This window comes from Streptomyces sp. NPDC048560 (genome assembly GCF_040650955.1).
Classification (GTDB): domain Bacteria; phylum Actinomycetota; class Actinomycetes; order Streptomycetales; family Streptomycetaceae; genus Streptomyces.
On sequence record NZ_JBEZIJ010000004.1, the window covers coordinates 1 to 24750 of the forward strand.

General features: G+C 72.5%; 19 protein-coding genes. 8 read left to right on the forward strand and 11 right to left on the reverse strand.

Annotated elements, in window-relative coordinates:
* The first annotated feature begins 486 nt into the window (after nucleotides 1–486).
* Both AB0C82_RS12820 and ptsP read left to right on the forward strand, forming a co-directional pair.
* Nucleotides 487–936: a PTS glucose transporter subunit IIA gene (locus AB0C82_RS12820; protein WP_362839891.1), complete on the forward strand. Its 450-nt coding sequence runs from the start codon at nucleotides 487–489 to the stop codon at nucleotides 934–936.
* Between the two features lie 75 nt (nucleotides 937–1011).
* Nucleotides 1012–2682 carry a phosphoenolpyruvate--protein phosphotransferase gene (gene ptsP / locus AB0C82_RS12825; RefSeq protein WP_362839894.1) on the forward strand — a complete coding sequence of 557 codons (1671 nt, stop codon included), beginning with the start codon at nucleotides 1012–1014 and terminating at the stop codon, nucleotides 2680–2682.
* 74 nt (nucleotides 2683–2756) lie between these two features.
* On the opposite strand, the gene AB0C82_RS12830 is transcribed toward ptsP, so the two are convergent.
* Complete coding sequence (locus AB0C82_RS12830) at nucleotides 2757–3656, reverse strand: hypothetical protein (protein ID WP_362840956.1); 900 nt, start codon at nucleotides 3654–3656, stop codon at nucleotides 2757–2759.
* 78 nt (nucleotides 3657–3734) lie between these two features.
* Complete coding sequence (locus AB0C82_RS12835) at nucleotides 3735–5711, reverse strand: acetoacetate--CoA ligase (RefSeq protein ID WP_362839897.1); 1977 nt, start codon at nucleotides 5709–5711, stop codon at nucleotides 3735–3737.
* 218 nt (nucleotides 5712–5929) lie between these two features.
* Here AB0C82_RS12835 and AB0C82_RS12840 point away from each other — a divergent pair, with 218 nt between their 5' ends.
* On the forward strand, nucleotides 5930–8251 hold the full coding sequence (locus tag AB0C82_RS12840; RefSeq protein WP_362839900.1) for a TIM-barrel domain-containing protein: 2322 nt from the start codon (nucleotides 5930–5932) through the stop codon (nucleotides 8249–8251).
* A 74-nt stretch (nucleotides 8252–8325) separates the two neighbouring features.
* Here the strand turns inward: AB0C82_RS12840 and AB0C82_RS12845 are convergent, their stop codons facing one another.
* Entirely contained in the window at nucleotides 8326–8853 is a 528-nt protein-coding gene (locus AB0C82_RS12845) for an NUDIX domain-containing protein (protein ID WP_362840959.1), read from the reverse strand.
* A 73-nt stretch (nucleotides 8854–8926) separates the two neighbouring features.
* Here AB0C82_RS12845 and AB0C82_RS12850 point away from each other — a divergent pair, with 73 nt between their 5' ends.
* From AB0C82_RS12850 to AB0C82_RS12865, 4 genes are all read left to right on the forward strand, one after another.
* On the forward strand, nucleotides 8927–9733 hold the full coding sequence (locus tag AB0C82_RS12850; RefSeq protein ID WP_362839903.1) for a M15 family metallopeptidase: 807 nt from the start codon (nucleotides 8927–8929) through the stop codon (nucleotides 9731–9733).
* Nucleotides 9734–9838: 105 nt separating this feature from the next.
* Entirely contained in the window at nucleotides 9839–10186 is a 348-nt protein-coding gene (locus tag AB0C82_RS12855) for a DUF962 domain-containing protein (protein WP_362839906.1), read from the forward strand.
* 48 nt (nucleotides 10187–10234) lie between these two features.
* On the forward strand, nucleotides 10235–10720 hold the full coding sequence (locus AB0C82_RS12860; RefSeq protein WP_362839909.1) for a zinc ribbon domain-containing protein: 486 nt from the start codon (nucleotides 10235–10237) through the stop codon (nucleotides 10718–10720).
* On the forward strand, nucleotides 10717–11907 hold the full coding sequence (locus tag AB0C82_RS12865) for a lipid-transfer protein (RefSeq protein ID WP_362839912.1): 1191 nt from the start codon (nucleotides 10717–10719) through the stop codon (nucleotides 11905–11907). The genes AB0C82_RS12860 and AB0C82_RS12865 overlap by 4 nt, the downstream gene beginning before the upstream one ends.
* An 85-nt stretch (nucleotides 11908–11992) precedes the next feature.
* On the opposite strand, the gene AB0C82_RS12870 is transcribed toward AB0C82_RS12865, so the two are convergent.
* The 4 genes from AB0C82_RS12870 to AB0C82_RS12885 are packed head-to-tail and all read right to left on the reverse strand — an operon-like array spanning nucleotide 11993 to nucleotide 16216.
* Complete coding sequence (locus tag AB0C82_RS12870) at nucleotides 11993–12598, reverse strand: ATP/GTP-binding protein (protein ID WP_362839915.1); 606 nt, start codon at nucleotides 12596–12598, stop codon at nucleotides 11993–11995.
* A complete protein-coding gene (locus tag AB0C82_RS12875; protein ID WP_362839917.1) occupies nucleotides 12579–13016 on the reverse strand; it encodes a DUF742 domain-containing protein in 438 nt (145 codons plus the stop codon). The genes AB0C82_RS12870 and AB0C82_RS12875 overlap by 20 nt, the downstream gene beginning before the upstream one ends.
* A gap of 9 nt (nucleotides 13017–13025) precedes the next feature.
* On the reverse strand, nucleotides 13026–13469 hold the full coding sequence (locus AB0C82_RS12880) for a roadblock/LC7 domain-containing protein (protein ID WP_362839920.1): 444 nt from the start codon (nucleotides 13467–13469) through the stop codon (nucleotides 13026–13028).
* Nucleotides 13466–16216, reverse strand: a complete 2751-nt coding sequence (locus AB0C82_RS12885; RefSeq protein WP_362839922.1) for a nitrate- and nitrite sensing domain-containing protein — start codon at nucleotides 16214–16216, stop codon at nucleotides 13466–13468. The genes AB0C82_RS12880 and AB0C82_RS12885 overlap by 4 nt, the downstream gene beginning before the upstream one ends.
* 473 nt (nucleotides 16217–16689) lie before the next feature.
* Between AB0C82_RS12885 and AB0C82_RS12890 the strand changes: the two genes are divergently transcribed.
* Entirely contained in the window at nucleotides 16690–17130 is a 441-nt protein-coding gene (locus AB0C82_RS12890) for a hypothetical protein (protein WP_362839924.1), read from the forward strand.
* 110 nt (nucleotides 17131–17240) lie between these two features.
* Here the strand turns inward: AB0C82_RS12890 and AB0C82_RS12895 are convergent, their stop codons facing one another.
* From AB0C82_RS12895 to AB0C82_RS12910, 4 genes are all read right to left on the reverse strand, one after another.
* Nucleotides 17241–22055 carry a hypothetical protein gene (locus AB0C82_RS12895; protein ID WP_362839927.1) on the reverse strand — a complete coding sequence of 1605 codons (4815 nt, stop codon included), beginning with the start codon at nucleotides 22053–22055 and terminating at the stop codon, nucleotides 17241–17243.
* Nucleotides 22056–22133: 78 nt separating this feature from the next.
* Nucleotides 22134–23039, reverse strand: a complete 906-nt coding sequence (locus AB0C82_RS12900; RefSeq protein WP_362839930.1) for a hypothetical protein — start codon at nucleotides 23037–23039, stop codon at nucleotides 22134–22136.
* Complete coding sequence (locus tag AB0C82_RS12905) at nucleotides 23036–23185, reverse strand: hypothetical protein (RefSeq protein ID WP_362839933.1); 150 nt, start codon at nucleotides 23183–23185, stop codon at nucleotides 23036–23038. The genes AB0C82_RS12900 and AB0C82_RS12905 overlap by 4 nt, the downstream gene beginning before the upstream one ends.
* The gene (locus AB0C82_RS12910) at nucleotides 23182–24708 is read right to left on the reverse strand and encodes a hypothetical protein (RefSeq protein WP_362839936.1); all 1527 of its coding nucleotides are present in this window, start codon (nucleotides 24706–24708) and stop codon (nucleotides 23182–23184) included. Before AB0C82_RS12910 ends, AB0C82_RS12905 begins: the two co-directional genes overlap by 4 nt.
* Nucleotides 24709–24750: the final 42 nt, after the last annotated feature.

A 24750-nucleotide genomic window follows, 5' to 3' on the forward strand; every position in this document is an offset into this window, starting at 1 on the left:
GTCCCGTTTCACCGGGGCCCTCCGGGCGCTTCCCTTCGTTCTTGCGTTTCCGACTCTATCAGACTCTTTCGTGTCCGATTCCCGGTCGAAGCGGGCCCCCTGCAAAGCAGAGGAATTGTTGTTACTACTTGCCTTCGAGAAATTCGCTTTCGCGCTTTCCCTTTCCGGCGAGTCCGACTCTATCAGCCTTTTCCTGTTCCCTTTGACCGGTCCCGCAGACATGCAGAAGCGGAAGTCAGGGTTAGGATCTGGGCTTAATGGTCGCCGCCGACCCCCGACTCAATGTCGCGTTGGGGTCAGGCAGGAGTACGACAGTACAGGCCGCCGGGAGTCGAGGCAAATCGTTTCTGGTGCACCCCTAGGTCCGCCAACCGGTAGGTCTCGGGCGGAACCGGGACTTCATATGACTTACCCTGCTGAGCAGTACGCCGTCCCCCATCAGCCGCGGCGGCGACACACGAAGCTCCACCCCCTGGGAGGCTCCCCATGACCAACGTGACGTCCCCTCTGCCCGGACGTGCCATCGGACTCACCGCGGTGCCGGACCCGGTCTTCTCCGGCGCCATGGTCGGCCCCGGAACCGCGATCGATCCCGTGCGCGAGCCGTCGGAGGCCGTATCCCCGGTCGACGGCATCGTGGTCTCCCTCCACCCCCATGCCTTCGTCGTCGTCGACAGCGAAGGACACGGAGTGCTGGTCCACCTCGGTATCGACACCGTCCAGCTCAACGGCGAGGGCTTCGAGCTTCTCGTCAACAAGGGTGACACCGTCGTCCGGGGCCAGGGCATCGTCCGCTGGGACCCGTCTGCCGTGGAGGCAGCCGGCAAGTCGGCCATCTGCCCGATCGTCGCGCTCGAGGCCACCGCCGACTCCCTCTCCGACATCCGCGAGGACGGCGACGTGAAGATCGGCGACGCACTGTTCGGCTGGAAGTAGCACCTCCCCAGAGATAACAGCCAGTTGCACAACCACCGCGGTGGCACGGCCACCGCACAACCGGAGACGGGTGAAATGGAGACAACGCTGCGAGGCGTCGGTGTGAGCCACGGTGTGGCGATCGGCGAGGTTCGGCACATGGGTACGGCGGTTCTCGAACCGCCCGCCAAGCAGATTCCCGCGGAGGAGGCCGAGCGCGAACAGGGGCGTGCTCGCCAGGCTGTGGAAGCTGTGGCCGCCGATCTGATTGCACGCGGCAATCTGGCCGGGGGCGAGGCGCAGCACGTGCTCGAGGCCCAGGCCATGATGGCGCAGGACCCCGAGCTCATGGCCGACGTGGACCGGCGCATCGCTGTCGGCAGCACCGCCGAGCGCGGCATCTACGACGCCTTCGCCTCTTACCGTGCTCTCCTGGCCAACGCCGGGGAGTATCTGGCGGGGCGCGTCGCCGACCTCGACGACGTGCGGAACCGGATCGTCGCCCGGCTGCTCGGCGTTCCTATGCCCGGTGTGCCGGACAGCGACGAGCCGTACGTACTCATCGCACGGGACCTGGCGCCGGCCGACACGGCTCTGCTCGACCCGACGCTGGTTCTCGGGTTCGTGACCGAGGAGGGCGGGCCCACCAGCCACAGCGCCATCCTGGCTCGCGCGCTCGGTGTGCCCGCTGTCGTGGCGCTGCCCGGGGCCGGCGAGCTGGCCGAGGGCACGGTGGTCGCGGTGGACGGTTCGACCGGCGAGATCTTCGTCGATCCGAGCCCCGAGAAGCGCGCGGAGATGGAGAGCGCCGCCGCGGCCCGCAAGGCCTCGCTGTCGGCCTCGACCGGTCCGGGTGCGACGTCGGACGGGCACAAGATGCCGCTGCTCGCCAACATCGGCGGTCCCGGCGACGTGCCGGCGGCCGTCGAGGCGGGCGCCGAGGGTGTCGGGCTGTTCCGTACGGAGTTCCTGTTCCTGGACGACAGCAAGCAGGCGCCGTCCGAGGAGAAGCAGGTCGCGGCGTACCGGGCGGTGCTGGAGGCGTTCCCCGAGGGCCGTGTGGTCGTGCGGGTGCTCGACGCCGGCGCCGACAAGCCGCTGGACTTCCTGACTCCGGCGGACGAGCCGAACCCGGCGCTGGGCGTGCGGGGGCTGCGCAGTCTGCTGGAGCACCCCGACGTGCTGCGGACGCAGCTGACGGCGCTCGCGAAGGCCGTCGAGGGGCTGCCGGTCTATCTCGAGGTCATGGCGCCGATGGTGGCCGACCGTGCCGACGCCAAGGCGTTCGCCGATGCCTGCCGCGAGGCCGGGCTGCAGGCGAAGTTCGGGGCGATGGTGGAGATTCCGTCCGCCGCGCTGCGGGCGCGCTCGATCCTGCAGGAGGTGGAGTTCCTGTCGCTGGGCACCAACGACCTGGCGCAGTACACCTTTGCGGCCGACCGTCAGGTGGGAGCCGTGTCCCGGCTCCAGGACCCGTGGCAGCCGGCGCTGCTCGACCTCGTCGCGCTGTCGGCGGATGCCGCCAAGGCCGAGGGCAAGAGCTGCGGTGTCTGCGGTGAGGCGGCCTCGGACCCGCTGCTCGCCTGTGTGCTGACCGGTCTGGGTGTCACCTCCCTCTCTATGGGTGCCGCGTCCATTCCTTACGTACGGGCCACGCTGGCGAAGCACACGCTGGCCCAGTGCGAGCGTGCGGCGGCCGCCGCGCGTGCGGCCGACTCCGCCGAGGAGGCGCGCAACGCCGCGCAGGCGGTGCTCTCGGGCGAGTAGTCCGGCGCGGTTGTCGCTGGAAGGGGCTTCCCGCCGATGGTGGCGGGAAGCCCCTTCTTCATGCCGGGTTGCTGTCAGTGGTGCGTTTCCGGCTCGTCGGCACCGATGTCGAATCCGGCGCGGTATTCGACGCCCGATTCCGGGGCGACCGGTTCGCCCGTGTCGGCGTCGGTGCAGTAGGCGCTGAAGACCTCTCCTTCGGTGAGGGGGGCGAGGCCTCCTCGGATCAGGCGCCAGCCGTGGACCCGGTCCGGGGTGTCCGGAGTGCTTGTGCGCAGCACCACTCCGCCCCGGGTCTCCAGGGCGATGCCCACCGCGAGGACGGTCGCGAACTCGGCTCCTTCCGAGGAGTCGAACGAAGCCGGGCCCGAGGGGCCGCGCTCGGTGTGGAGGACGGCGAGGAGCTGTTCGTTCTCCGTGGGGGTGCTGCACACCATGTGGTGGGTGCCCGGGCCCGCTGTCTCCAGGAGGCGGGCCAGCAGGTGGGAGGCCCGGTCGAAGGCGGCGCGTCCGATGTCCTGCCCGCAGTCGGCGCACTCGCCCAGGTCGGCGAGGAGCATGGTGGCGTACTCCCAGGTGGCCCGGCGGACGGCCCGGCTGATGAGGAGGGGCACCAGTGCGTCGATGGGCTGGCCCGCGTACGCCACGGCGGCGCCGCCCGCCGCGATCTCCGCGGTGAAGCGGGTGCGGCTGGCGCCGCTGTCCGGGTCGAGGTGCGCTCCGGCGCAGAACTCCGCGTAGTCCTCGGGGTCGAAGAGGACGACCGTGGTGTGCATCCCCTGGGCCGCGAGGGTCCTGAGCAGGCCCTCGACCTGCTGGAGGTAGACGCTGTGGTCGTCGAAGGTGAAGCTGCGGTAGTGCCGCATCGCCGCGAAGTCCTGGGCGTCGACCAGGAGGCCGATCGTGCTGGGTGCTTCGCGGCGCAGCGTGCGCCGCATGGACGTGATCTGCCTGAACTGCCGGGTGTGCGCCATGTGTCCCCCTGTGCGCTGTTGATCGATGCTCACTCAGCGTAATCATGGGGACTGACAGCGGGTCCGCCGTGCGGGCCGTCAGTGGCGGGTGCGGGCCAGGTCCACGTAGAAGTGGAGGAGTTCCAGGTTGTCCACGGAGCCCGGGTTCACGGCCTTGGCGAGGGGTGTGCCCTGGAGGAGGCGCTTGACCGGTACCTCGATGCGCTTGCCGGTGAGGGTGTGCGGGATGGCGGGCACCTCGATCACCTCGTCGGGCACGTGGCGGGGCGAGAGGTTCTCGCGGATGGTCCGCTTGATGGTGCCGCGGAGCGTGTCGTCGAGGGTGGCGCCCTCGGCGAGGTGGACGAAGAGCGGCATCCAGTAGCCGCCGTCGGGCTCCTCCAGGCCGATCACGAGGGATTCGCGGATCTCGGGGAGCCGCTCGACGGCTTCGTAGATGTCGGCGGAACCCATGCGTACGCCCTGCCGGTTGAGCGTGGAGTCCGAACGGCCGTGGATGACGACCGAACCGCGGTCGGTCATCGTGATCCAGTCGCCGTGGCGCCAGACGCCGGGGTACATGTCGAAGTAACTGTCGTGGTAGCGGCTGCCGTCGAGGTCGTTCCAGAACCGGATGGGCATGGAGGGCAGGGGGTTGGTGACGACCAGTTCGCCGACCTCGCCCATCAGCGGTTTGCCCGCGGGGTCCCAGGCCTGGAGGTCCGTGCCGAGGCAGGGGGCCTGGAGTTCGCCGATGTGGACGGGGAGCGTGGGGACCGCGCCGGCGAAGCAGCTGCAGACGTCCGTGCCGCCGCTGACCGAGGCGATCCAGAGGTCTTCGGCCACCTCGTCGTGGAGCCAGCGGAAGCCGTCGGGCGGCAGCGGGGAGCCGGTGGTGGCCACGCACTGGACGCGGGAGAGGTCGTAGTCGCGCCCTGGGTGGATGCCGGCCTTGGCGCAGGCCATGACGTAGGCGGCCGAGGTACCGAAGAGCGTGGCGCCGGTCTGTTCCGCGACGCGCCACTGGGCGCTGACGTCCGGGTATCCGGGGCTGCCGTCGTACAGCACGACCGTGGTTCCGGTGAGCAGGCCGGAGACGAGGAAGTTCCACATCATCCAGCCGGTGGAGGTGTACCAGAAGAGCCGGTCGTCGGGGCCGAGGTCGCAGTGCAGGCCGATCTGCTTGAAGTGTTCGAGCAGGATGCCGCCCTGCGACTGGACGATGGCCTTGGGGAGTCCGGTGGTGCCGGAGGAGTAGAGGACCCAGAGCGGGTGGTCGAAGGGGACCTGCTCGAATACGGGTTCGACGTCGGCGGAGGTGAGTGCGGCCCATTCGAGGGTGCCCTCGGGCGCGTCCGTGCCGAGCAGCGGGATGTGGACGACGGCCCGCAGGGTGGGGAGCTCGCGGCGCAGTTCCGCGACGGTGTCGGTGCGGTCGTGTTCCTTGCCGCCGTAGCGGTAGCCGTCGACGGTGAACAGGACGACCGGTTCGACCTGCTGGAAGCGGTCGAGCACGCTGCGGGCGCCGAAGTCGGGGGCGCAGGAGGTCCATACCGCGCCGACCGACGCGCTGGCGAGGAAGGCGACGACCGCTTGCGGGATGTTGGGCAGGTATCCGCTGACCCGGTCACCGGGGGCGACGCCGAGTGCGCGGAGTTCAGCGGCGAGGGAGGCGACCTGGCGGCGCAGTGCCGACCAGCTGATCGGCACCTGGGTGTGGGTCTCGTCCACGTGGAGCAGGGCGGGGGCGTCGGCGCGGAGGGGGTCCTCGGCGGTGCGCAGGGCGTGCTCGGCGTAGTTGAGGGTGGCGCCGGGGAACCACTGGGTGCCGGGCATGGAACGTTCGCCGATGACGGTTTCGTACGGGGTGGAGAACCGTACGTCGAACCAGTCGGCGACTGCCTTCCAGAAGGTGTCGAGCTCGTCGACCGACCAGCGGTGCAGTGCGGCGTAACCGCCATCGGCCGGTGCTCCGTACCGTCCGGCCGCCCAGTTCTGGAAGCGGGTGACGGCCGCGGCGGCGATGCGGTCGGCGTCGGGCTGCCACAGGGGGGCTTCTTCGGCACGTGAGGTCATGGGTCGGCTCCCTGGCTGTACGGGTACGCGGGGGTGGGCGTGTCGCGCGCACGTGCTGGGGTGTGCGCGTGAGCGGCTTTTACGGACGATGCCATGTGATCGTCTTTCGCACCAGGGTCGCCCTGCCATGGTTGCCCGTCCCGTTATGTGGTCCGGCCACGGTGAACGGAAGTTGAACGGAGCCTGTTTCGCCTCGGGCGGCTGGCAGGGTGGGCCGTATGGACGGTCGTGACCTGGTGCGCTCGGTGAAAATGGTCGGTTCGGTGCAGGGGCTGCGCACGGTGCGCACAGCGTGGCGGCACCGGCGGGCGGATGCACGGGCCCTGCCGCCGCGCGGGGCTGAGCGGGCGAGAGTGCCGGGCCTGCTGGCGGGTGCGGAACCGGGTCCCGGCGGTGGTGTCGTGAGGTTCACCCGTTCGGAGCTTCGGATACGGGTCGCGGCGGGTGGGGCCGTGTTCTGGGCCTGGGACGGTGCGGACGCGCTGCCGTCGTACGCCCTGCCCGGCGCCGAGCCGGAACCGGACCCGCGGGCCGCGCTGGAGCCGGACAAGGACGGCGGCTGGCAGGTGGTCTCGGAGCGGCTGACGGTGGCGGTGTCGCGGCACGGGGCGGTCGAGCTGCGTACGCCCGGCGGGCTGGTGCTCCGGCGGGAGCTTCCTCCGCGCTGGTGGGAGCCGGTGGCCGGAGGTGCGGCGCGGTGGGTCCAGCGGTCGGAGGTGCCGGCCGACGCGCGCTTCTTCGGGCTCGGCGGGCAGGCGTCCGGTGCGCGGCTGCGCGAGGGCACGTACCGGCTGTGGAACCCCGGTCCCGGGGACGCACCGCGGAATCTCACGATGCCCGTGCATCTGGTCGTGTCCGACGCGGGGACGCATCTGTCCTTCCACGACAACGCCTGGGCGGGGCAGATGACCTTGCGCGAGGGCGAGGAGGGTGCGGGTTCCGGGCACGACAGGCCGGGGACCTGTGAGGTGCGGATGGACGGTGGTCCCCTGCGGTGCTGGGTCGTCGCCGGGACCCCGGCGCGGGTGCTGCGGGGATGGACCGCGTTGACCGGTTCCCCTGCCCTGCCGCCCTCCTGGGCCCTGGGTGCGCAGCACGGCGGGCCGGGGTCCGGCGGTGGTGAGGACGACGTGCGGCGGGTGGTCGCCGGGTACCGGGAGCGGGGGATGCCGCTGTCCGCTGTTCACCTGGACACCCGGGACGGTGCCCGGCAGGTGTTCGGGGTCGATCGTGAGCGGTTCCCCGGCCTCCCCCGGCTGGCCGAGGAGCTGCGGGAGGACGGTGTCCGGCTGGTGTCGGCCGTCGGGCCCGCGGTGTCGGCGGAGGCTGGGGATGCGGTGTTCGACGGCGGGGGGCGGATCGGCGCGGCCGGTGCGTACGTCCGGGATGCCGGGGGGCGTGTGGTGCGGGGTGCGGGGCGGCCGGGCGAGTGGGTCTGTCCGGACTTCACCGATCCGCTCGTGCGGGAGTGGTGGGGTGCGCTGCACGAGGAGCCGCTGGAGCAGGGTCTCTCCGGGGTCTGGCACGGGCCGGGTTCACCGGAGGACGGGCGTGGTCCCGCGCTTCCGTTGTCGGCGCGGTACGCGTTGGAGGGGCGTGGGGGCGATCATCGCGAGGCGCACAACGTGTACGGGCTCGCCATGGCGCGTGCCGGGTATGAGGGGGTGCGGCGGCTGCGGCCGGCCGAGCGGCCGTTCCTCGTCTCGCGTTCCGGGTGGGCGGGGATACAGCGTTACGGGGGCGTGCTGTCCGGTGCGGGCGCGGACGGCCGGCCGGGACTGCGGGCCTCGCTCGCGCTGGTGCTGGGTCTCGGTCTGAGCGGGGTGCCGTACGCGGGCGTCGAGCGGGGCGGGGCCGGGGAGTCCGTCGAACTGTCCGTACGCCGGCTTCAGCTGGGTGCCTTCATGCCGCTGTTCGACATCAGCGCGTACGGGGGTCCGGGCGGGCGGGAGCCGTGGGATTCGGGGCCGCGGGTCCTTGAGTACGTGAAGGCCGCCTTCGACGGGCGGGAGCGGCTGCGCCCGTATTTCGTGACGCTGGCTCAGGTGGCCAGGCTGACGGGCGCCCCGTACGTGCGGCCGTTGTGGTGGGGGGCGCAGGGTGACCGGTCGCTGCGGGACTGCGAGGACGCGTTCCTGCTGGGCGATGCCCTGCTCGTCGCGCCGGTGCTGGAGTGCGGGACGGAGCGGCGGTCGGTGCGGCTGCCGCGCGGACGCTGGTACGACACGGCGACCGGGGAGGCGTACGAGGGGCCCGGGACGGTGCTGGTCGACGCTCCGCTGTCGCGGATTCCGGTGCTGGCGCGGGCCGGGGCGGTGATTCCCGTGCGGGGGGCGGAGGGCGGTCTCGAACTGGAGGTGTGGGCTCCGCGGGTGGGCCGTACCGGCGGGGGTCTGCTGGTGCGTGACGCGGGTGACGGGTGGGAGAAGGCGGCGGTCGAGCGGTTCACGTCGCGGATGGCGGGTGGGCGGGTGGTCGTCGAGCGCGACGGTGGCGAGGAGCACGCTGCTCTGCCTCCGCTGCGGGTGCGGGGGCTGTAGGGGATCGCTGCGGTGCCCGGTTGCCGGGATCGCATCCGTGCCGGGTTCGCCGGGGTCGCTTCCGGATCGAGCGGTCAGGCGTACCGGCCGGCGAACCAGGCGTGCGCGGCCCGGGTGTGCAGCGGGAAGGCCAGTTCCGTGGCGGCGCGCAGCACCTCGTAACCGGCGGTCTCGTCGGTCGGTACGGAAGGCGGCAGGGACGCGGCCGGACGTGGGGGCAGCAGGCCGAAGAGCAGGAGGTGGCCGTCCAGGCTGCTCATCGCGTCGGCCAGGCGGACGTCCTGCTCGTCGGCCTCGATGCCGGTTTCCTCGCGGAGTTCCCGTACGACCGCGCGACGCCAGTCCTCCGAGTGGTCGACGAAGCCGCCGGGCAGCGCGATTCCGCCCTGCTGGGGTGGGATGGTGCGGGTGATGACGACGAGTCCGCCGCCGAGTGCGTCGGTCACGGGAAGCAGGGCGACGGCGACCGGCAGCGGATTGCGGTAGGCGGTGGCGCCGCAGGTCGCGCAGGTCCGGGGCCAGGAGGCGGACAACCGTGCGGAGTACGGCGTACCGCAGCTGCCGCAGTGCGAGTCCCGGGCGGGCGTGGTGGGCGGGTTCATGGGTGCGGACACGGGCGGGACTGTATCCGATCACTCTTTCGCGGGGGCCCATGAGCTGATAGACGATGTGCACATGACAGGAATTCGCACCGCTTTCCGCGCTCTGGCGGCCACGGCCGCCACTCTGCTCGCCGTGACCGCCGCCGCCCCGGTGGCCGGCGCCTCACCCGAACCGAAGGCTCCGCGGGAGTTCGTCTCGCTGCGCTCCGTCGATCCGACGATCATCCAGGAGATGCGCTACACCACCGCCCACAACTTCCTCGGGGCGCCCGTCGACGGCTACCGCCAGCCGGTCTGCATCCTGACAAGGCCCGCGGCCCGCGCGCTGCACGAGGCGCAGACTCGGCTGCTGCGCCAGGGCTACTCGCTCAAGGTGTACGACTGCTACCGGCCGCAGCGGGCCGTGGACCACTTCGTGCGCTGGGCGAAGGATCTCGACGATCAGGTCATGAAGGACGAGTTCTATCCGCAGGTCGACAAGACGCGGTTGTTCGAGGACGGTTACATCGCGGAGAAGTCCGGTCACAGCAGGGGCAGCACGGTGGACCTGACCCTGGTGAAGCTGCCGGCACTACCCAGCAGGCCGTATGTCCCGGGTGAGGCGCTGGCGCCCTGCTACGCGCCGCTTTCCGAGCGATTCCCCGACAACTCGGTGGACATGGGAACGGGTTACGACTGCTTCGACACGCTGTCGCACACCGAGAATCCGCGGATCCAAGGAGCCCAGCGCGCCAACCGGCAGGTGCTGAAGCAGACGCTCGTCGGTCTGGGCTTCGTGAATCTGGCCGAGGAGTGGTGGCACTTCACGTTCAAGCCGGAGCCTTTCCCCGACACCTACTTCGACTTCCCGGTGGCGAAGCGGTCGGTCGCGGGGCACTGACGAACGGGCGGCCGGGACCACCCCCGTGGGCTCCGGCCGTCCGTTCCCCTCCTCTGACGCGGTCGGACCGTATCCGGTTGCCCTTTCAGCCATTACCGTGCCCGTATGTCACAGCAGACGTTCGATTCGTACGAGGAATTCTGGCCCTATTACGTGGCGATGCACTCCCGCGCCGCGACCCGCTGGGTGCATCTGACCGGGACGCTGAGCGGGCTCACGATCGCCGCCTACGGGCTGGCGCGCGGGCGGCCGCGGTACATGGCGGCGCTGCCGCTTCTCGGGTACGGGGCCGCGTGGCCGGCGCACTTCTTCATCGAGGGGAACAACCCGGCCTCGTTCGGGCATCCCGCGTGGTCGCTGCGCGGTGACGTGCAGATGATCCGGATGATGCTCGCGGGCCGGGACGGTGAGCTGGCCGAGACCGCTGCCAAGTGGCTCGCCGAGAACAGCTGACCGTGGCACACTTCTGACGTTCCGTCAGATCCAGTGCCGGGAGGGGCTTTGTCGCGCACGCGCACACCCGTGGTGGCCGGTTGGTTCACCGAGGACAGCACCGATGAGGACTTCCGGCTGCTGGGGACCCGGTGCTCCCGCTGCCGGACGGTCTTCTTCCCCCGCGAGGACCGCTTCTGCCGCAACCCTGGCTGTCGTGGCGGGGAGATGGCCGAGGTGCCGCTCTCCCGGCGGGGCACCGTCTGGTCGTTCACCGACGGCCGCTACCGTCCCCCTCCCCCGTACGTCTCCGATCCCGATGTGCCGTGGGAGCCCTGCACGCTGATCGCCGTCGAGCTGGCCGCCGAGCGCATGGTCGTGCTGGGACAGGCCGCACCGGGCGTCGGGGTGGCGGATCTGGCGGTCGGGATGACGGTCGAGGTGGTGCCCGGTGTGCTGGGCGAGGCCGCAGGAGGCGAGGGCCCACGGGCCACGTGGAACTGGCGGCCCGTGCCGGCCGCGCCCGCCGCGGCACCGGACGGAGACGCGGCGTGACGGGCGATGTGGCGGTCCTCGGGGCCGGGATGCACCCCTGGGGCAAGTGGGGGCGCAACTTCGCCGAGTACGGCAGGGCCGCCGCGAAGGCGGCTCTCGAGGACGCGGGCCTCGACTGGCGGGACGTGGGCTCGGTGGTCGGCGCGGAGACCGTGCGCGGCGGCTATCCGGGGTACGTGGCGGGAGCGACGTTCGCCCAGGCACTCGGCTGGCAGGGCGCGCGCGTGACCAGCGTGTACGCGGCCTGCGCCTCGGGCGCCCAGGCCGTCGGCGCCGCCCGGGCCCAGATCCTCGCGGGCCTGGCCGATGTGGTGCTCGTGGTGGGGGCGGACGCGGCACCGAAGGGCTTCTTCGCCCCGGCGGGCGGCGACCGGCCCGACGATCCCGACTGGCTGCGCTTCCGCGTCCTGGGCGCGACGAATCCCGCCTACTTCGGGCTCTACGCCCGCCGCCGGATGGCCCTGTACGGCGACACGACCGAGGACTTCGCCCTGGTCAAGGTGAAGAACTCGGCAGCGGGCGCGCTCAACCCCCTCGCCCGCTACCGCACGCCCGTGACGGCCGCCCAGGTCGCCGCGTCCGCCGTGGTCGCCGATCCCCTGCGGCTCCTCGACATCTGTGCCACGTCCGACGGCGCGGCGGCGCTCGTCCTGTCGGGCATGGACTTCGCCAGGCGCCACGGAGCCGCGAACCCTGTCCGTATCCGCGCGGTCTCCACCGTCACCCCGACCTTCCCGCGAGAGGTTCTGGATCTGCCGGACATCGCGACGGACTCAGCGGTGGCGGTGGAGCCCGCACCGGAGAGTTTCCGGGCCTCGATCGCCCGGGCCGCGTACGAGGAGGCGGGCATCGGCCCACGGGACCTCTCGCTCGCCGAGGTGTACGACCTCTCCACCGCACTGGAACTCGAGTGGTACGAGGACATCGGCCTGTGCCCGCCGGGTGAGGGCGCGAAGCTCGTACGCGAGGGGGTGACCGCGCTCGGTGGACGCGTACCGGTCAACCCGAGCGGTGGGCTGGCCTCCTTCGGGGAGGCGGTACCGGCCCAGGCGATCGCCCAGGTCTGCGAGCTGACGTGGCAGTTGCGCGGGAGCGCGGGCGGGCGGCAGGTGCCGGGGGCGCGGGCCGGGATCACGGCGAACCAGGGGCTGTTCGGTCACGGCTCGGCGGTGATCGCGGTGCGCTGAGAGGGGGCGGGTCCTCGCGGACGCGCCCGTACGGCGCACGGCCCGTACCCCGGTCGGCCGGGGTACGGGCCGTGTGCGCGTCGAGCTACGTCGTCGCGGGCTCCCGCAGCCGGTCGGCGCGGGCCACCGCGTGCTCCACCACCGCGACCAGCACGTCCCGTACGGACGGGCGGTCGCGAGCGTCGCACAGGAGCACCGGTACCTCGGGGTCGAGGTCCAGCGCCGCCTGCACCGTCTCGACGGGGAACCGGTCGGCGCCCTCGAAACAGTTGACGGCGACGGCGAACGGGATCGACCGGCGCTCGAAGTAGTCGACCGCCGCGAAGCAGTCCTCCAGCCGTCGGGTGTCCGCGAGGACGACGGCGCCCAGGGCGCCCTGGGACAGCTCGTCCCAGAGGAACCAGAAGCGGTCCTGTCCCGGGGTACCGAACAGGTAGAGCACCAGGTCCTCACGGAGCGTGATGCGGCCGAAGTCCATCGCCACCGTGGTGGTGGTCTTCGCCTCGACCCCCTCCAGGTCGTCCAGTGGACGGCCCGCCTCGCTCAGCCTCTCTTCCGTGCGCAGCGGTCTGATCTCACTGACCGCTCCCACCAGAGTCGTCTTGCCCACTCCGAAGCCGCCCGCCACCAGGATTTTCAGGGTAACGGGCTCAACGGGCCGCCTCTTGCGGCTAGAGCGCCCGAAGGCCATTGATCACCTCGCGAAGAATGTTCACGTCCGGCAGCTCGGCCGGCGGAACGGGACGGGTTACGTGTACCAGCTCGTCCTCGACGAGATCACCGACCAGAACCCGGACCACCCCCACGGGGAGGTCGAGGCCGGCCGCGAGTTCCGCGATCGACTGGGGCATGTCACTGCAGAGTTCGACGATCTCCACGTGTTCCGGGGAGAGCGTCTGGTCCCGGCCCGGATCGTCGGCCGCCGGTTCGGGGACGACGATCGCGATCAGGTCGAGGCGGTGGCGGGAGGCGCTGCTGGTCCGCCCACGGGTCATCGCGTACGGGCGGACCACCGGTCCCGCGTCCGCGTCGTACCAACGCGAGGACTGGGGGACGGCGGACGCGGCCGGATGTCCGGAGACCGTGCTCCGGGAGGAGTCAGCGCTCATGCCATCCCCTCACCCTCCGGCGTGCAGACCGGTCGTCCGGGGGGCGTTGGCCAGGTGGACCCCCACGCGCTTGACCATCAGCGTCATCTCGTACGCCACCTGGCCGACGTCGGAGTCCGAGTCGGCCAGGACGGCGAGGCAGCTGCCGTCACCGGCCGCGGTGACGAAGAGGAACGCCTCGTCGAGCTCGACGACGGTCTGGCGCACCCGGCCGGCGTCGAAGTGCCGGCCCACGCCCTTGGCGAGGCTGTGGAAGCCGGAGGCCACGGCTGCCAGGTGCTCGCTGTCCTCGCGGGTCAGGTCCTTGGACGTACCGGTGGCGAGACCGTCGCTGGAGAGCACCAGCGCCTTGTGGATGCTGCCGACGCGATCGACGAGTTCGTCGAGGAGCCAGTTGAGTTCGCCGGAGCCGTTGCGGCTCCCGCTGGATGCTGAGGCGTTCGGTGCGGTCATGGACCGTCCCCTCCCGGAGTGGTTCCTGGTGCTGTCTCGCCGCGCCCTGTCACGTCTTCGGCGTTCTCGCGCCGGCCACGCTGCCAGCCACGTTGTAGCGAAGCCATGCGATTGCGTACTTCTTCCGCGTCGCGTTCGAGATCGTCGGCGGCGTCCGCGGGAACATGACCGGGGGTCCGCTGCGCGGAGTCCTCCCGGAGCTGATGGGCGAGGCTGGCCTGCCGAACCCGGCGGGGCAGACCACCCACGGTCTCCTGTGCGGCCGGCGCCGCGGGGGCCGGGTCGTGCCCGTCCGTCGTCGCGGTAGGCGGCGGGACGGCCTCCGCGTGGCCGCGGCCCTCCTCGCCGACCCGGCGGCCCCGGTCGGTGACCAGGGTCGGCGGCTTGCGGCGCGGGAGCGGGACGGGTCCCGCCGGGCGCATCGGGCGGACGTCGGCCCCGTGCTCGCCGGTCTGGTCGGCGGCCTGCTGGTGCTGCTCGCGGTCGGCGTCGCGCCGCAGGTCGCGTGCGCGGAAGATGCCGCCGCGTTCGCTCTCGGTGTCCTCCAGGTCGGAGACGCCGTCGAGTACGGGGGCGAGTGCCGGGTCGAGGCCGAGGTCGGGATCGGCGGCCCTGACGGGTGCCTGCGGGAAGCCCAGGGTGTCGAGCGGGCCTTCGAGCTCCACGGGGCCGTCGAGGACCGAGGGTCCGGTGAGTCCGGTGGGTACCGGGGACAGCACGGAGGTGCGGCCGACCTCCTTCGTACCGCTCTCGGGCAGGCCGTCCCGCGGCGCAGCGTCCTTGTGGGGCCGCCCGTCGCCGATCGCCCGCTCCGCCCTGCGGTCGAGGCGGAAGCCGGTGCCGTGGGTGTCGGGCGCGTCCGTCAGCAGCGGGGCCGGGATGAACACGACCGCGGTGGTACCGCCGTACGGGGACCGCTGGAGGGAGACGCGCACGTTCTGCCGCTGGGCGAGCCGGCTGACCACGAAGAGTCCGAGCCGGTCGGTGTCGGAGAGTTCGAAGTCGGGCGTCTCGGCGAGCCGGAGGTTGGCGTCGAGCAGGATCTCGGGTGCCATGCCGAGGCCCCGGTCGTGGATCTCCAGGGTGAATCCGTTGGCGACGCGTTCGCCGTGCACCTGGACCGCGGTGTGGGGCGGCGAGAACACGGTGGCGTTCTCCAGCAGTTCGGCGATCAGGTGGGTGAGGTCGGCCACGGCGGGGCCGCCCACGCCGATGCGCGGCAGCCGTCGGACCTCGATCCGTTCGTAGTCCTCCACCTCGGCGACAGCCGCCCGTACGACGTCCATCAGCTGGATCGGCTTGCGCCACTGGCGGGAGGGAGCGGCCCCGGAGAGGATCACGAGGCCTTCGGCGTGCCGCCGCATACGGGTGGTGAGGTGGTCGAGGCGGAAGAGGTCGGCGAGTTCGTCGCTGTTCTCCGTGCGGCGCTCCATGGTGTCCAGGAGCGTCAGCTGGCGGTGCAGGAGGACCTGGTTGCGGCGGGCGAGGTTCACGAAGACCTCGGAGACGCCGCGGCGCATGTCGGCCTGCTTGACCGCGGCCTCGACGGCGGCCCGTTGCAGGGTGTTGAGTGCCTGGCCGACCTGGCCGATCTCGTCGCGCTCGTACTGCAGGTGCGGTGCCTCGGTCTCGACGTCCACCTGCTCGCCGGCGGCGAGGCGGCGCATCACGCTCGGCAGTCGTACTCCGGAGACCTCGTGGGCGTCCTTGCGGAGCCGGGAGAGGTCGCGGATGAGTTCGCGGCCGATGCGCACGGAGACGAAGACCGATACGAGCAGTGCCAGGAAGCCCAGGACACCGGCGACCCCTGCCTGGATCAGCACCCGGTAGCCGGCCGGTTCGGCGCGGTCCTGGAAGCGGTTGGTCATCTCGGTGGTGTCGTTGGCCAGCCGGTCCAGGACCGGTTCGGCCACTTCCTGCCACCGCTCCGCGTCGACGCTGCCCGGCCGTGAGACGGGGCCGGCGCCGATGAGCGTCTTCTCCGCGCTGCGCAGGGGTTCGGTGTCGGGGCTGCCCCAGTAGCGCTCCACGCGGCGGCGCTCGGATGAGGGCAGGAGTTCGACGTTCACCTCGTACAGCAGCTCGCGGCCGGCGATCAGGTCGGAGGCCGCACGCAGGTCACCGGCGTCCAGCCGGCCGGCGATGAGCCCGGAGGCGATCAGCGCGTCCTCGCGGGACAGCAACTCGCGGGCGCGCGAGACCCCGATCAACGCCCTGACCTGCTTGTCCATCGATACGTTCTCCATCGTGTGGAGACCGTTGAGGAAGCGGTAGCAGGGGTCGATGAGCCCGTTGTAGAAGTCCAGGGCCCGGTCGCGGTCGATGGTGCGCCGCTCGACCGACTGCCGCAGGGCGTCCAGGCCGTCGACCGCGCTCAGGATCGAGTCCAGCCTGTCCTCGGCGTCCGGCCGCAGCGCGTCGCGGATCCCCTTCTCCTGCGCGCTCGCCCGTACGTCCGCCACGACACGGTCGGTGGTGGCACGCTGGCGGCGCAGGAGGGGCAGGGCGTCGGAGGCCCGGGGGTCGGCGAGGAAGACCATCGTCTGGCGTCGCTCGCCCTGGACGGCACGGACCGTGTCCTCCAGGGGGTGGCCGACCTTCTCCATGATGGCGCCGGCGCCCATGAGTTCGCCGGCCTCGCGACCCGTGATGTAGGTGGCGAAGACCCAGAGGCCCGTGAGGGAGACGAGCGGCACCATGAGCAACGCCACGATCTTCCTGCGGATGGACTTCCCGCGAAAGCGCATGGCCTCCCCCAGCTCGCCCCGCGGTGCGGGGGTGGTTTACGTCGGTGGTTCGCCGGGTCCTTGTCGCTGAACCGGTCGGCGTTCCGTCGGCATCCGTCAACAAACGGCGCGAGCCTACTACTGACCCACAGACAACTCGAAGGCTTGTCCGTACGAATTTCGGCCGCCCTGTCCTGACTTGATCACAGGTTGTCCTGGTATTCCCTGAGATGAATTTCGCGAAAGCGACAGCAGAGGCTGTGCGGACCGGCACATGAGCGACACGGGCAGTTGGCTGGAATTCTTCGCTCTGCGGCCTTCGGGGCTCAATGACCCACTTCCGCGGGAATCTTCGCGGCCCGGCATTCGTCCCTCTGTACGGGGCAGGGGACTACATGGGTGCGTACGAGAGGGTGGCGCGCGCCGGCCGCGTAGAACAGCCGCAATCCGGGCAGCCACCCTGAAGCCGGACAGTGGTGGGGAGTTGAAGTTTCTTGGACACGGAAGAGCGTCGGAGCGAGCGGTCGCCGGAGCGCGCGGCGCGGATTCCACGGCAGCTCTGGGTGGAGGAGCCGGCGGAACGGCGCAGAATGCCGGACCCGGTGCGGACGGCGGCCGTGCGGGCCGTGCTCATAGTGGCGCTGACCCTCATACAGGCCATGGTGGCGTTCCTGAGCGCCATGGCGGGCTCCTGGCTGGCCTTCCCGACCATGCTCAGCAGTGTAGGCAGCACGGTCGTCGCGACGTGGTCGGTCCTGGATGTGTGGGTCACGCGGCAGGTGTGGAACCAGCGCAACGGTGTGGTGTCCGTACCGAGCAGCACCGCGCGGCGGATACGCCGTGAGCGGCGCCGCGCCCGGCGGGAGGCCAGGAACGCGGCGCGGCAGGCCACCCGGATACGCCGCCGGGACACGGGCGGCCTGTCACGGGCCTGACCGGCCGCCCGTGCCCCGGGTCATGGGCGTGATGCGGGCACAGGGCCTTGGTTCGGGTTCGGATCAGGCCGGACGGAACCCCGCGAGCCCGGCCTGATCCGAACGACGCCCTAGTTCCTGCTCTTCGGGGCTTCCCCGCGTGCTTCGGCGCCACGGGCCGCCTGCGCCTGGGCCGCTTCCTCCGCTGCCTGCGGGCTGCGCTTGAACATCCGGGTCGCGGTGATCTCGCCGTGGACCGTCTCCACGTCCGGGTCCTGCTGCGGCAGCCCGGGACGCAGGTGCTCCTCCACGCTGATGTACTTCAGCCCGGCCCGCAGGTCGGCGTCGTTGCGGAGGCGGATGACCAGCGGGAACTCGGCGAGCGCCGTGGTGTCGAACAGACCGGTCGTGTACAGCAGCTGGACACCCAGCGCGTCCGACACCGCCCGCTGGAGCTCCAGCAGGTACGTCGCGTTGGCGCGGCCGATGGGGTTGTCGAGGAACAGCGTGCCGGCGTGCCGGTGGCGGTCCCGGCCCCGGTCGTTGCTGCGGAGCGCCGCCATCGTGCAGTAGAGGGCGATCGCCGCAGTGAGCAGCTGGCCTCCGGAGAAGACGTCTCCCATCTGGCCGACGGGGACCCGTTCGGCGCGGAGCACCGCGTCGGGCTTGAGGATCTCGACCGCGATGCCCTTGGGTTCGAGGGCCGCCTGGACGCCGCGCAGCAGCAGGGACATGCCGTCCCGGCGCAGATCGGAGTTCTTCTTCAGGGCGGCGTGGGTGGCCTCGTCGATGACCACGCCGAGCCGTTCGGTGAGGGTGGCCTGGTCGGGTTCCTCGAAGCGGATCCGCAGGAACTCCTGGCCGGACCACTCCCCCAGCCCCTCGGGGAGCTGGGAGAGCCGCTGGGCCGAGCGGAGGGTGGCGAGGGCGGACTCCACGAGCCCGCGAAGGCGGGCGACGATGGAGTCGCGGTTGCGCTCCAGCTGGGCCATCTCGTCGGTGAGGACGCGGAGCCGGGGGGCGAAGGCTGCCGCCCACCTGGCTGCGTGCTCGGGCAGGGCCGAAGCCGGCAGCTCCCGGATCTGCTGGCGCGCGGGCGTGCGGACCTGCTCGTACCGGGTGGAGTTGGCATGCCGTACGAGCACGTCGCTCGCCTCCCGTACGGCGGTCTCGGCGGCCGACAGGTCGGCGGCGCAGCCCCGCAGGGAGCGGCGGGCCTCGGCGGCGGACTGCCGGGCCTCCTCCAGGGAGCCGGGGTACGGCTCGGGGCCGTCGGTCTCCTCCTCGGTGCCGTTGTCCCTGAGCAGGTCACGCAGGAGGGCCCCGGTCTCCTCGAAACCGCGTGCCGAGTCCTCAGCGGTGCGGTGCGCGTGGAGCAGTTCGCCGTGCGCGGCCCGGGCGGTGTCCAGGGCGTCGGAGGCGGAGGCCAGTTCCGTGGTGGCCGTGCGGAGCAGGCTCTGTGCCTGTCCGGCGTCGGCCGGGACCAGTTCGTCCGGCAGCTCCGTGTGGTGGGGCGTCTCGTCGACGGGGGCGAGCCGTTCGGCCTCGCCGCGGAGCCGGCCGAGCTGTTCGCTGGCCGTGGACGCCCGTGTCTCCAGGAGCTGGACCAGGGACTCGGCGCGGGCTGCCGCGGCCTGCCTGGACGGTCCGTCGGCGCCGTCGGTGCCTTCGAGGAGCAGGGCGGCGCGGGTGCGGACCTTGTTGGTGAGACGGTCCAGTTCGGCGAGTGCGGCGCTCTCGTCGCTCTCGGCGCGGGCCTGTTCGGCGCGCAGATCGGCTCCCACGCCGACCTTCTCGTACAGCTGGGACGCCGAGCGGTACGCCTCGCGGAGAGCGGGCAGCGAGGCACGGGCGGCCTCGCCCTGCGGTTCCGGAAGCCGCTCCGGCGCACCGGCGATCTCGGCCCGCTCGGCACGCAGGGCGCGGGCGGTACGGCGGGCGTCGTCACCAGCGCGCTGGGCCGCGCGGCGGTCCTCGTCGGCGGCGCGGGCGCGGTCCAGGCAGGCTGTGGCCCTGGCCTCGGACTCGGCCGCCTCGTCGACGAGTTCGCGCAGCCGGGACTGCCAGCGCGCGCGTTCACGCAGGCGGTGGGCGAGGCCGGCGAGGGCGTCGGCCGCCCGGCGGGCTCGCTGGGCGGCCTCCTGGCGTTCCTCACGGACGCGGGCGGTCTCGGCGGCTGCCTCGTCGGCCTCGGCGCGGACCGTGCGGGCCTCCGCGAGCGCGGCCTGCGCGGCCTCGGCGGCGGTGCGGGCCGTGTGTGCCGCCTCGGCCAGTTCGGTCAGCCTGCCGGGCGGACAGTCGGCGCGCCAGGAGCCGATGCGGGCGGCGAGGGAGCGGTCCGCGGTGAGCCTGGCCGCCAGGGTCCGGATGTCCTCGTCACGGGCGGCGGCCCTGAGCCGGAGCGCCTGGCGCTCCTCGTCGGCCGCGTGCTCGTCGTGCATCGCCGGGTTCGGCGGGACGAGGAAGACCCCGCTCGTGCCGTCGTCGGATCCCGGGGCGGGGACGGGGGCGAGGAGGGCGGCTGCCGTACCGACAGCGACGGCGGAGCGGGGCAGCAGCGCGGCGCCTTCCAGCACCTCGCGGGCGCGGGCGTGGGACTCGGGGTCGGTGATCACGACGCCGTCGACCAGCTCGGGGCGGGCCGCGAGGACCGACGCGTGGTCGGCGGGGTCGACGGCCTGGGCGAGGTAGCGCCAGCCGGGCAGGGCGGGGATGCCGTGCTCGCCGAGGAACTCGACGGTGGCCAGGACGTCGGGTCCCGGCGGCAGCAGTCCGCCGTCGCCGAGCGCGCCGAGGATCCGAGCGTCGTCGGCGGCTGCCGTGCGGAGCTCGAAGAGCCTGCGCTCGGCCGCGGTGACGCCCTGGTCGAGCAGCTCACGCAGCTCGTCGGCGCTGCCGTCGAACTGCTCGGCGCTCAGGGCCATTTCCGTGGTGGGGGCCGCGGCGACGGCGACCTGCCGGCCGGGGCCCGACGCGGCGTCGTGGGAGTCGCCCGCGGAGGCCGACGAGCCGTCCTGGGGGCCGCTGCCCCGCGCTCCGTCCGGTTCGGACGGGTCGCCGCCCGTGCCCTGACGGGGCCTGGGCACGCCCGTGGGCTGCGCCGAGGGGAGACCGAGCAGGTCGGCGATGCGGTGGTCGGCGGCGATCGACTCGGCGGCCCTGAGCTCCGCCTCGTACGACTGCTCCGCCGCGTCCGCCCCGTCGGAGGCGCGGGCGGCGGCGAGTTCGGCCCGGCTCTCGGTCCCGGCCGCTTCCCTCGCGCGGTCCGCTGCCGCCCTGGCCGCTTCCCTGGCGGTGTCCAAGGCGGCGACGGCCGCCTGCTCCGACTCGCTCGCGGCGAGTGCCGCACGGGCCGGGTCCGCGTCCGGCGCCGTGTTGTCGAGCCAGCCCGCGCGTACCGCTTCGGCCGTCTCCTGCTCGACCTCCGCCAGACGCTGGCGCAGATGGCCTGCCTCGCTGCGCGCCCGCTGGGCCTCGGTGGCGGCGGTGGTGGCGTCGCGGTGCGCCAGCTCGCCCGTCTCCTGCAGGACGTCGGAGCGCTCCTCCTCCTCGTTGGCCACCCGCTCCCCCGCCTCCGCGGCGGTGTGGAGGGCGCGTACGAGGTCGGCGGCGGCGGTGGCCCGGGCGGCGAGGGCGGGCGCCGCGTCGCGCTCGGCCTCGCGGATGGCGGCGGCGACGCGTGTGGAGCGGTCGGCGGCGGCACGGTGGCGCAGGACCGCTTCGGCCGCCTGCCAGGCCGAGTGCAGCGTCCGCGCCTCCACCAGTTCGCGGCGCTGGGCGGCGGCGCCCTTCTCGGCGGCGGTGAGGGCCAGCGACGCGTGCCGGTAGGCGAGTTCGGCGGCGATCAGGGCGCGGCCGCCCCGGGTCCGCTCGGCTTCCGTGACGGTGTGGGCGGCGGCCGTGACCTGCTGCGCGAGCTCTCCGGTGCGGCCGCGTTCCTCGGTCGCGCGGGCGGAGAGCCTGCGGGCGAGGGTGCGCGTGCGGCGTTCGGCGCCCGCGTGGACGTCCCTGCTGCGCGCCCGGGTGTCGGCGGCCTCGACGATCCGGCCGAGCAGATCGACCGACCCGGCGGTGAAGTCGCGCTCGGCTGTGAGCTCCGCGCGGCGGCCCAGCTTGTTGCCGAAGCCGCTCACCAGGTCGGCGAGTCCGTCGGTGTCGCGGGTGTCGGTGACGGCCCGCAGCAGGAGGTCGGTGAAGTCGGAGTCCTTCTTGACGGCGAAGAGACCGGCGGCCTCTCCCTCGTCGGCGTTCATCTCGCGCTGGTAGCGGAAGAGTTCGGGGTCGAGTCCGAGATCGCCGAGGTGTTCGTTCCAGCGGTCGTGGATCTCTTCCCAGTGCACGTCGAGGTGCTGGTAGAACTTGCCCGCGTCGGTGAGGGCGTCGCGGAAGCCCTTCATGGTGCGGCGCCTGCCCCGCGCGCCGGAGACGCCTTCGGCGGGGCGGCCGACGGCGGTCGCCTCGGCGACCGGAAGCGAGTCGAGGCTGAGCCCCGGCCCGGGGCGGAAGGAGTACCAGGCCTCGGCGAACTTGCGGGGGTCGCTGGAGACCTGGCGTCCGCGCCACTCGCTGACCTTGCCGACGACGACGCACTCACCGGTCAGGGTGTGCTGCCATTCCAGGGCGACATGACCGCAGTCGTCGGCGAGCAGGAACTTGCGCAGGACGCCGGAGCTGGCGCCGCCCAGGGTGTTGCGGTGTCCGGGCAGCATCACGGAGAAGATCAGCTTGAGCAGGACGGACTTGCCGCCGCCGTTCTCCAGGAAGAGCACACCGGCGGGTGCGGGGCGGCGCGGCGGGCCGACCGGCTCGTCCTCGAAGAACTCCGCCTGGGCCGGGGCGGGGTCGGGTACGGGCTCGCCGACCCCGCGCAGGTCGAGCACGGTGTCGGCGTAGCGCGCACCGGCGGGCCCGATGGAGTAGAGGCGGACCCGGGACAACTCGTACATGGCGGCGGACTCTCGTCGTTCAGGCAGCGGGAGGGGAACGTCGGGGGCGGGGCCCGGTGGAGGCGGGCCCGCGGCGGGTCAGGCGTGGAAGGGCAGGCCCTCGTCGGCTGCCAGCTCGGGGCGGTCGGCGTCCGGTGGCGGCAGCAGGGTGGCGGTGCCGTCCGAGACCGGGACCACCCCCAGCTCCAGCAGTTCGGCCATGGCGGCGCCGCCTGCCATGTCTCGGACCTGGAGCTGGTAGCGGGCGGTGGTGCGGTACGCGCCTCCGGCGTCGTCCCCGGTGCGCTGGAGGAAGCCGGAGTCGGTGAGGAAGGCGACGGCCTTGCCGATGATGCCGGTGGTGGAGCCGGCCAGCCGCCGGGCGTCCTTCGTCGCCCCGGTGGCGCTGCGCCGGGCGTAGATGCGCCACCCCGCTTCGAGGCCGGGGGCCTCGGTGGCCGGGTCAGTGTTGTCGCCGTGCTCCTCGGCCCGCTCCTCCAGCCGCCGGCAGGCCTGGCGTACGAAGGCGTCGACGCCGTTGACCGTGATGCGGCCGATGTAGCCGTTGTCGGCCAGGTCCTCGGGGCGCGGGAAGGCCATGGCGGCGACGGCGAGGTGGGCGAGGCCGTGCAGGAAGCGGTCGGCGGAGTCGGAGGAGGCACGGCGGGCGTAGTCGCCCATGCGTACGGCGAACACGGAGTCCTCGCCCGCGGTGACGGCCATCCCGGCGCGGGTGGACACCTCCAGGACGATCAGCCCGAGTCCGGTGGCCACGGCGTCGGCGAGCCGGGCGAAGGCGGGCTCCTCCCGGTAGCGGCGGAGCAGTTCGGCGTACTCGGCGTCGCGGGCGGGGAGCAGCTTGGGCTGGAGCCCGAAGGAGACGAGGCGCGCGGCGTCGGCGGCGTCGGCCGGGGTGACGGGCGCCGGGGCGCTCGGCTCGGCTGCCGGGGCCGGGTCAGCCGTCCCGCTCCACGCGTCGGCGTGCTCGGCGTGGTACTCGCTCACGGTCGGTGCTCCTCGGTGCGGAAACTGCGGAAGGTCCTGGGTACGGAGGGGTGGCGGCCCGCGTGGGCCGCGGTGGCGGGGGTACGGGGCACGGGGTCCATGACGCGAGGGGCCGCGAGGCGGGGAGCCAGGACGCGGGTGGTCATGACGCCTCCCTGCGGTCCGCCGTCGCCGCGGCCGTGTCCAGCAGCGCGGTGCCCACTATCAGGTCGGCGCCGCCGAACTCCGGGTCGTCCAGCTCCGTACCGTCGTCCACGGCGAAGAGCAGACGCCGTTCGCCCTGGCGGTACGCGGTGCCGACCGGGGGGCTCGCGGCGTGGACCGCGAGCAGGGCGACCAGGTAGGGCAGCTCGGGATCGCTGAGCCGGGCCTCGGCCAGGAGCCCGGAGAGCCGGCGCGGTGCGTCGTGCTCCAGATCGAGCAGCGTCATGGCGTGCGCGAGCTGGTCCTCACTGAAACGGCTGTCGTCGGGGGTGGCGATCAGGTCCGGTTCGGGCATGGCCGCGCCCAGGTGTTCGCGCTCCGTGGGGGGCGTGAGCAGCATGTCGACGAGGTCACCGACCCGTACGGACGTGGGTGTGCGCAGCCCGGTGCCGTGCGCGAAGAAGGCGTCCGTCGCGCGGATGGCCTGTTCGACGGGGAGCGGCAGCAGTGGGGTGATCAGCTGTCCGTACAGGTCGAGGCCCGTCCGTGCCGTGGGGGCGGCGAACGCCTGCCGGTCCTGCTCGGCGCGGAACAGCGGTCCGGCTTCCAGCAGCCTGGACTGGAGCTGGGTGTGGCGGCGGATGCAGTCCTTGACGATGTCGACGAGCTCGGCGGCGCGCCGCTTGTGCTCGGGGTCCTCCGCCTCGTCGCGCGACTTGCGGATGTTGGTGAGGATCGCGTTCTCGTGGCGGTAGCGGTCGGCGATGTGGTCCAGCGCTTCGGCGATCATGTCCGGGACGGTGTTGAGCCAGTCGACGGCGCGGACGTTGCGCCGGGTGGCCTCCAGGGTCCTTCGGAGCGTCTGCGCGTACTGCACGGTGCGGTAGCGGGCCTGCTCGGCGGCGAGCTGCGCGTCGGCGAGGCGCCCGCGGCTGATCAGGACCTCCAGCTTCACCTCTGCGGCGATCTGTGCGCTGGTGACGTCCGTGTCCAGGGCGCCGACCAGCACGTTGACCGCTTCGTCGGTGGCGCGGAGGTAGACGCTGCCGCCGTAACCGGGGACTTCCTCGATGAGCTTGAAGTCGTAGTCCCTGCGGACGTACACCCCGTCGGGTCCGAAGGTGCCGTACACCGCGCGGAAGCCGCGGTCGACGCTCCCGACGTTGATCAGGTTCTCCAGCACCCAGCGGGCGACCCGCTCGTGCTCGGCGACCGGGCGGCCGGGGGCCTGGGCCCCGACGCGCGGCAGCAGTCTGGACACTATCTGGTCGTGGTCGGCGCCCGTGTCGAAGTCCATGTTGAGCGTGACCAGGTCGATGGCGGCGAGCGCGACCTCGGCCATCGAGTACACCGTGTACTCACCGGCGAGATTCGCCTTGCGCACGTCGAGGTCGTGCAGCGGCGCCGTACAGGCGAGCGCGCGCAGCCGTCGCGAGAGCCCCTCATCGGCGGCGGGGCCCTGGGCGGGCCGCGGGCCCCCGCTGAGCTGGGGCGCAGCGTTGTCCGTGTAGGCAGGCGAAGTCACGCTGCACAGATTAGGTCCTCGCACCGACAACGGTCGAAACGG

Excerpts from the sequence above, each read along its gene's own strand:
- AB0C82_RS12820 (WP_362839891.1), top strand. The coding sequence starts at position 487 with ATGACCAACGTGACGTCCCCTCTGCCCGGACGTGCCATCGGACTCACC.
- ptsP (WP_362839894.1), top strand. The coding sequence starts at position 1,012 with ATGGAGACAACGCTGCGAGGCGTCGGTGTGAGCCACGGTGTGGCGATC.
- AB0C82_RS12830 (WP_362840956.1), bottom strand. The coding sequence starts at position 3,656 with ATGGCGCACACCCGGCAGTTCAGGCAGATCACGTCCATGCGGCGCACG.
- AB0C82_RS12835 (WP_362839897.1), bottom strand. The coding sequence starts at position 5,711 with ATGACCTCACGTGCCGAAGAAGCCCCCCTGTGGCAGCCCGACGCCGAC.
- AB0C82_RS12840 (WP_362839900.1), top strand. The coding sequence starts at position 5,930 with ATGGACGGTCGTGACCTGGTGCGCTCGGTGAAAATGGTCGGTTCGGTG.
- AB0C82_RS12845 (WP_362840959.1), bottom strand. The coding sequence starts at position 8,853 with ATGAACCCGCCCACCACGCCCGCCCGGGACTCGCACTGCGGCAGCTGC.
- AB0C82_RS12850 (WP_362839903.1), top strand. The coding sequence starts at position 8,927 with ATGACAGGAATTCGCACCGCTTTCCGCGCTCTGGCGGCCACGGCCGCC.
- AB0C82_RS12855 (WP_362839906.1), top strand. The coding sequence starts at position 9,839 with ATGTCACAGCAGACGTTCGATTCGTACGAGGAATTCTGGCCCTATTAC.
- AB0C82_RS12870 (WP_362839915.1), bottom strand. The coding sequence starts at position 12,598 with ATGGCCTTCGGGCGCTCTAGCCGCAAGAGGCGGCCCGTTGAGCCCGTT.
- AB0C82_RS12875 (WP_362839917.1), bottom strand. The coding sequence starts at position 13,016 with ATGAGCGCTGACTCCTCCCGGAGCACGGTCTCCGGACATCCGGCCGCG.
- AB0C82_RS12880 (WP_362839920.1), bottom strand. The coding sequence starts at position 13,469 with ATGACCGCACCGAACGCCTCAGCATCCAGCGGGAGCCGCAACGGCTCC.
- AB0C82_RS12885 (WP_362839922.1), bottom strand. The coding sequence starts at position 16,216 with ATGCGCTTTCGCGGGAAGTCCATCCGCAGGAAGATCGTGGCGTTGCTC.
- AB0C82_RS12895 (WP_362839927.1), bottom strand. The coding sequence starts at position 22,055 with ATGTACGAGTTGTCCCGGGTCCGCCTCTACTCCATCGGGCCCGCCGGT.
- AB0C82_RS12905 (WP_362839933.1), bottom strand. The coding sequence starts at position 23,185 with ATGACCACCCGCGTCCTGGCTCCCCGCCTCGCGGCCCCTCGCGTCATG.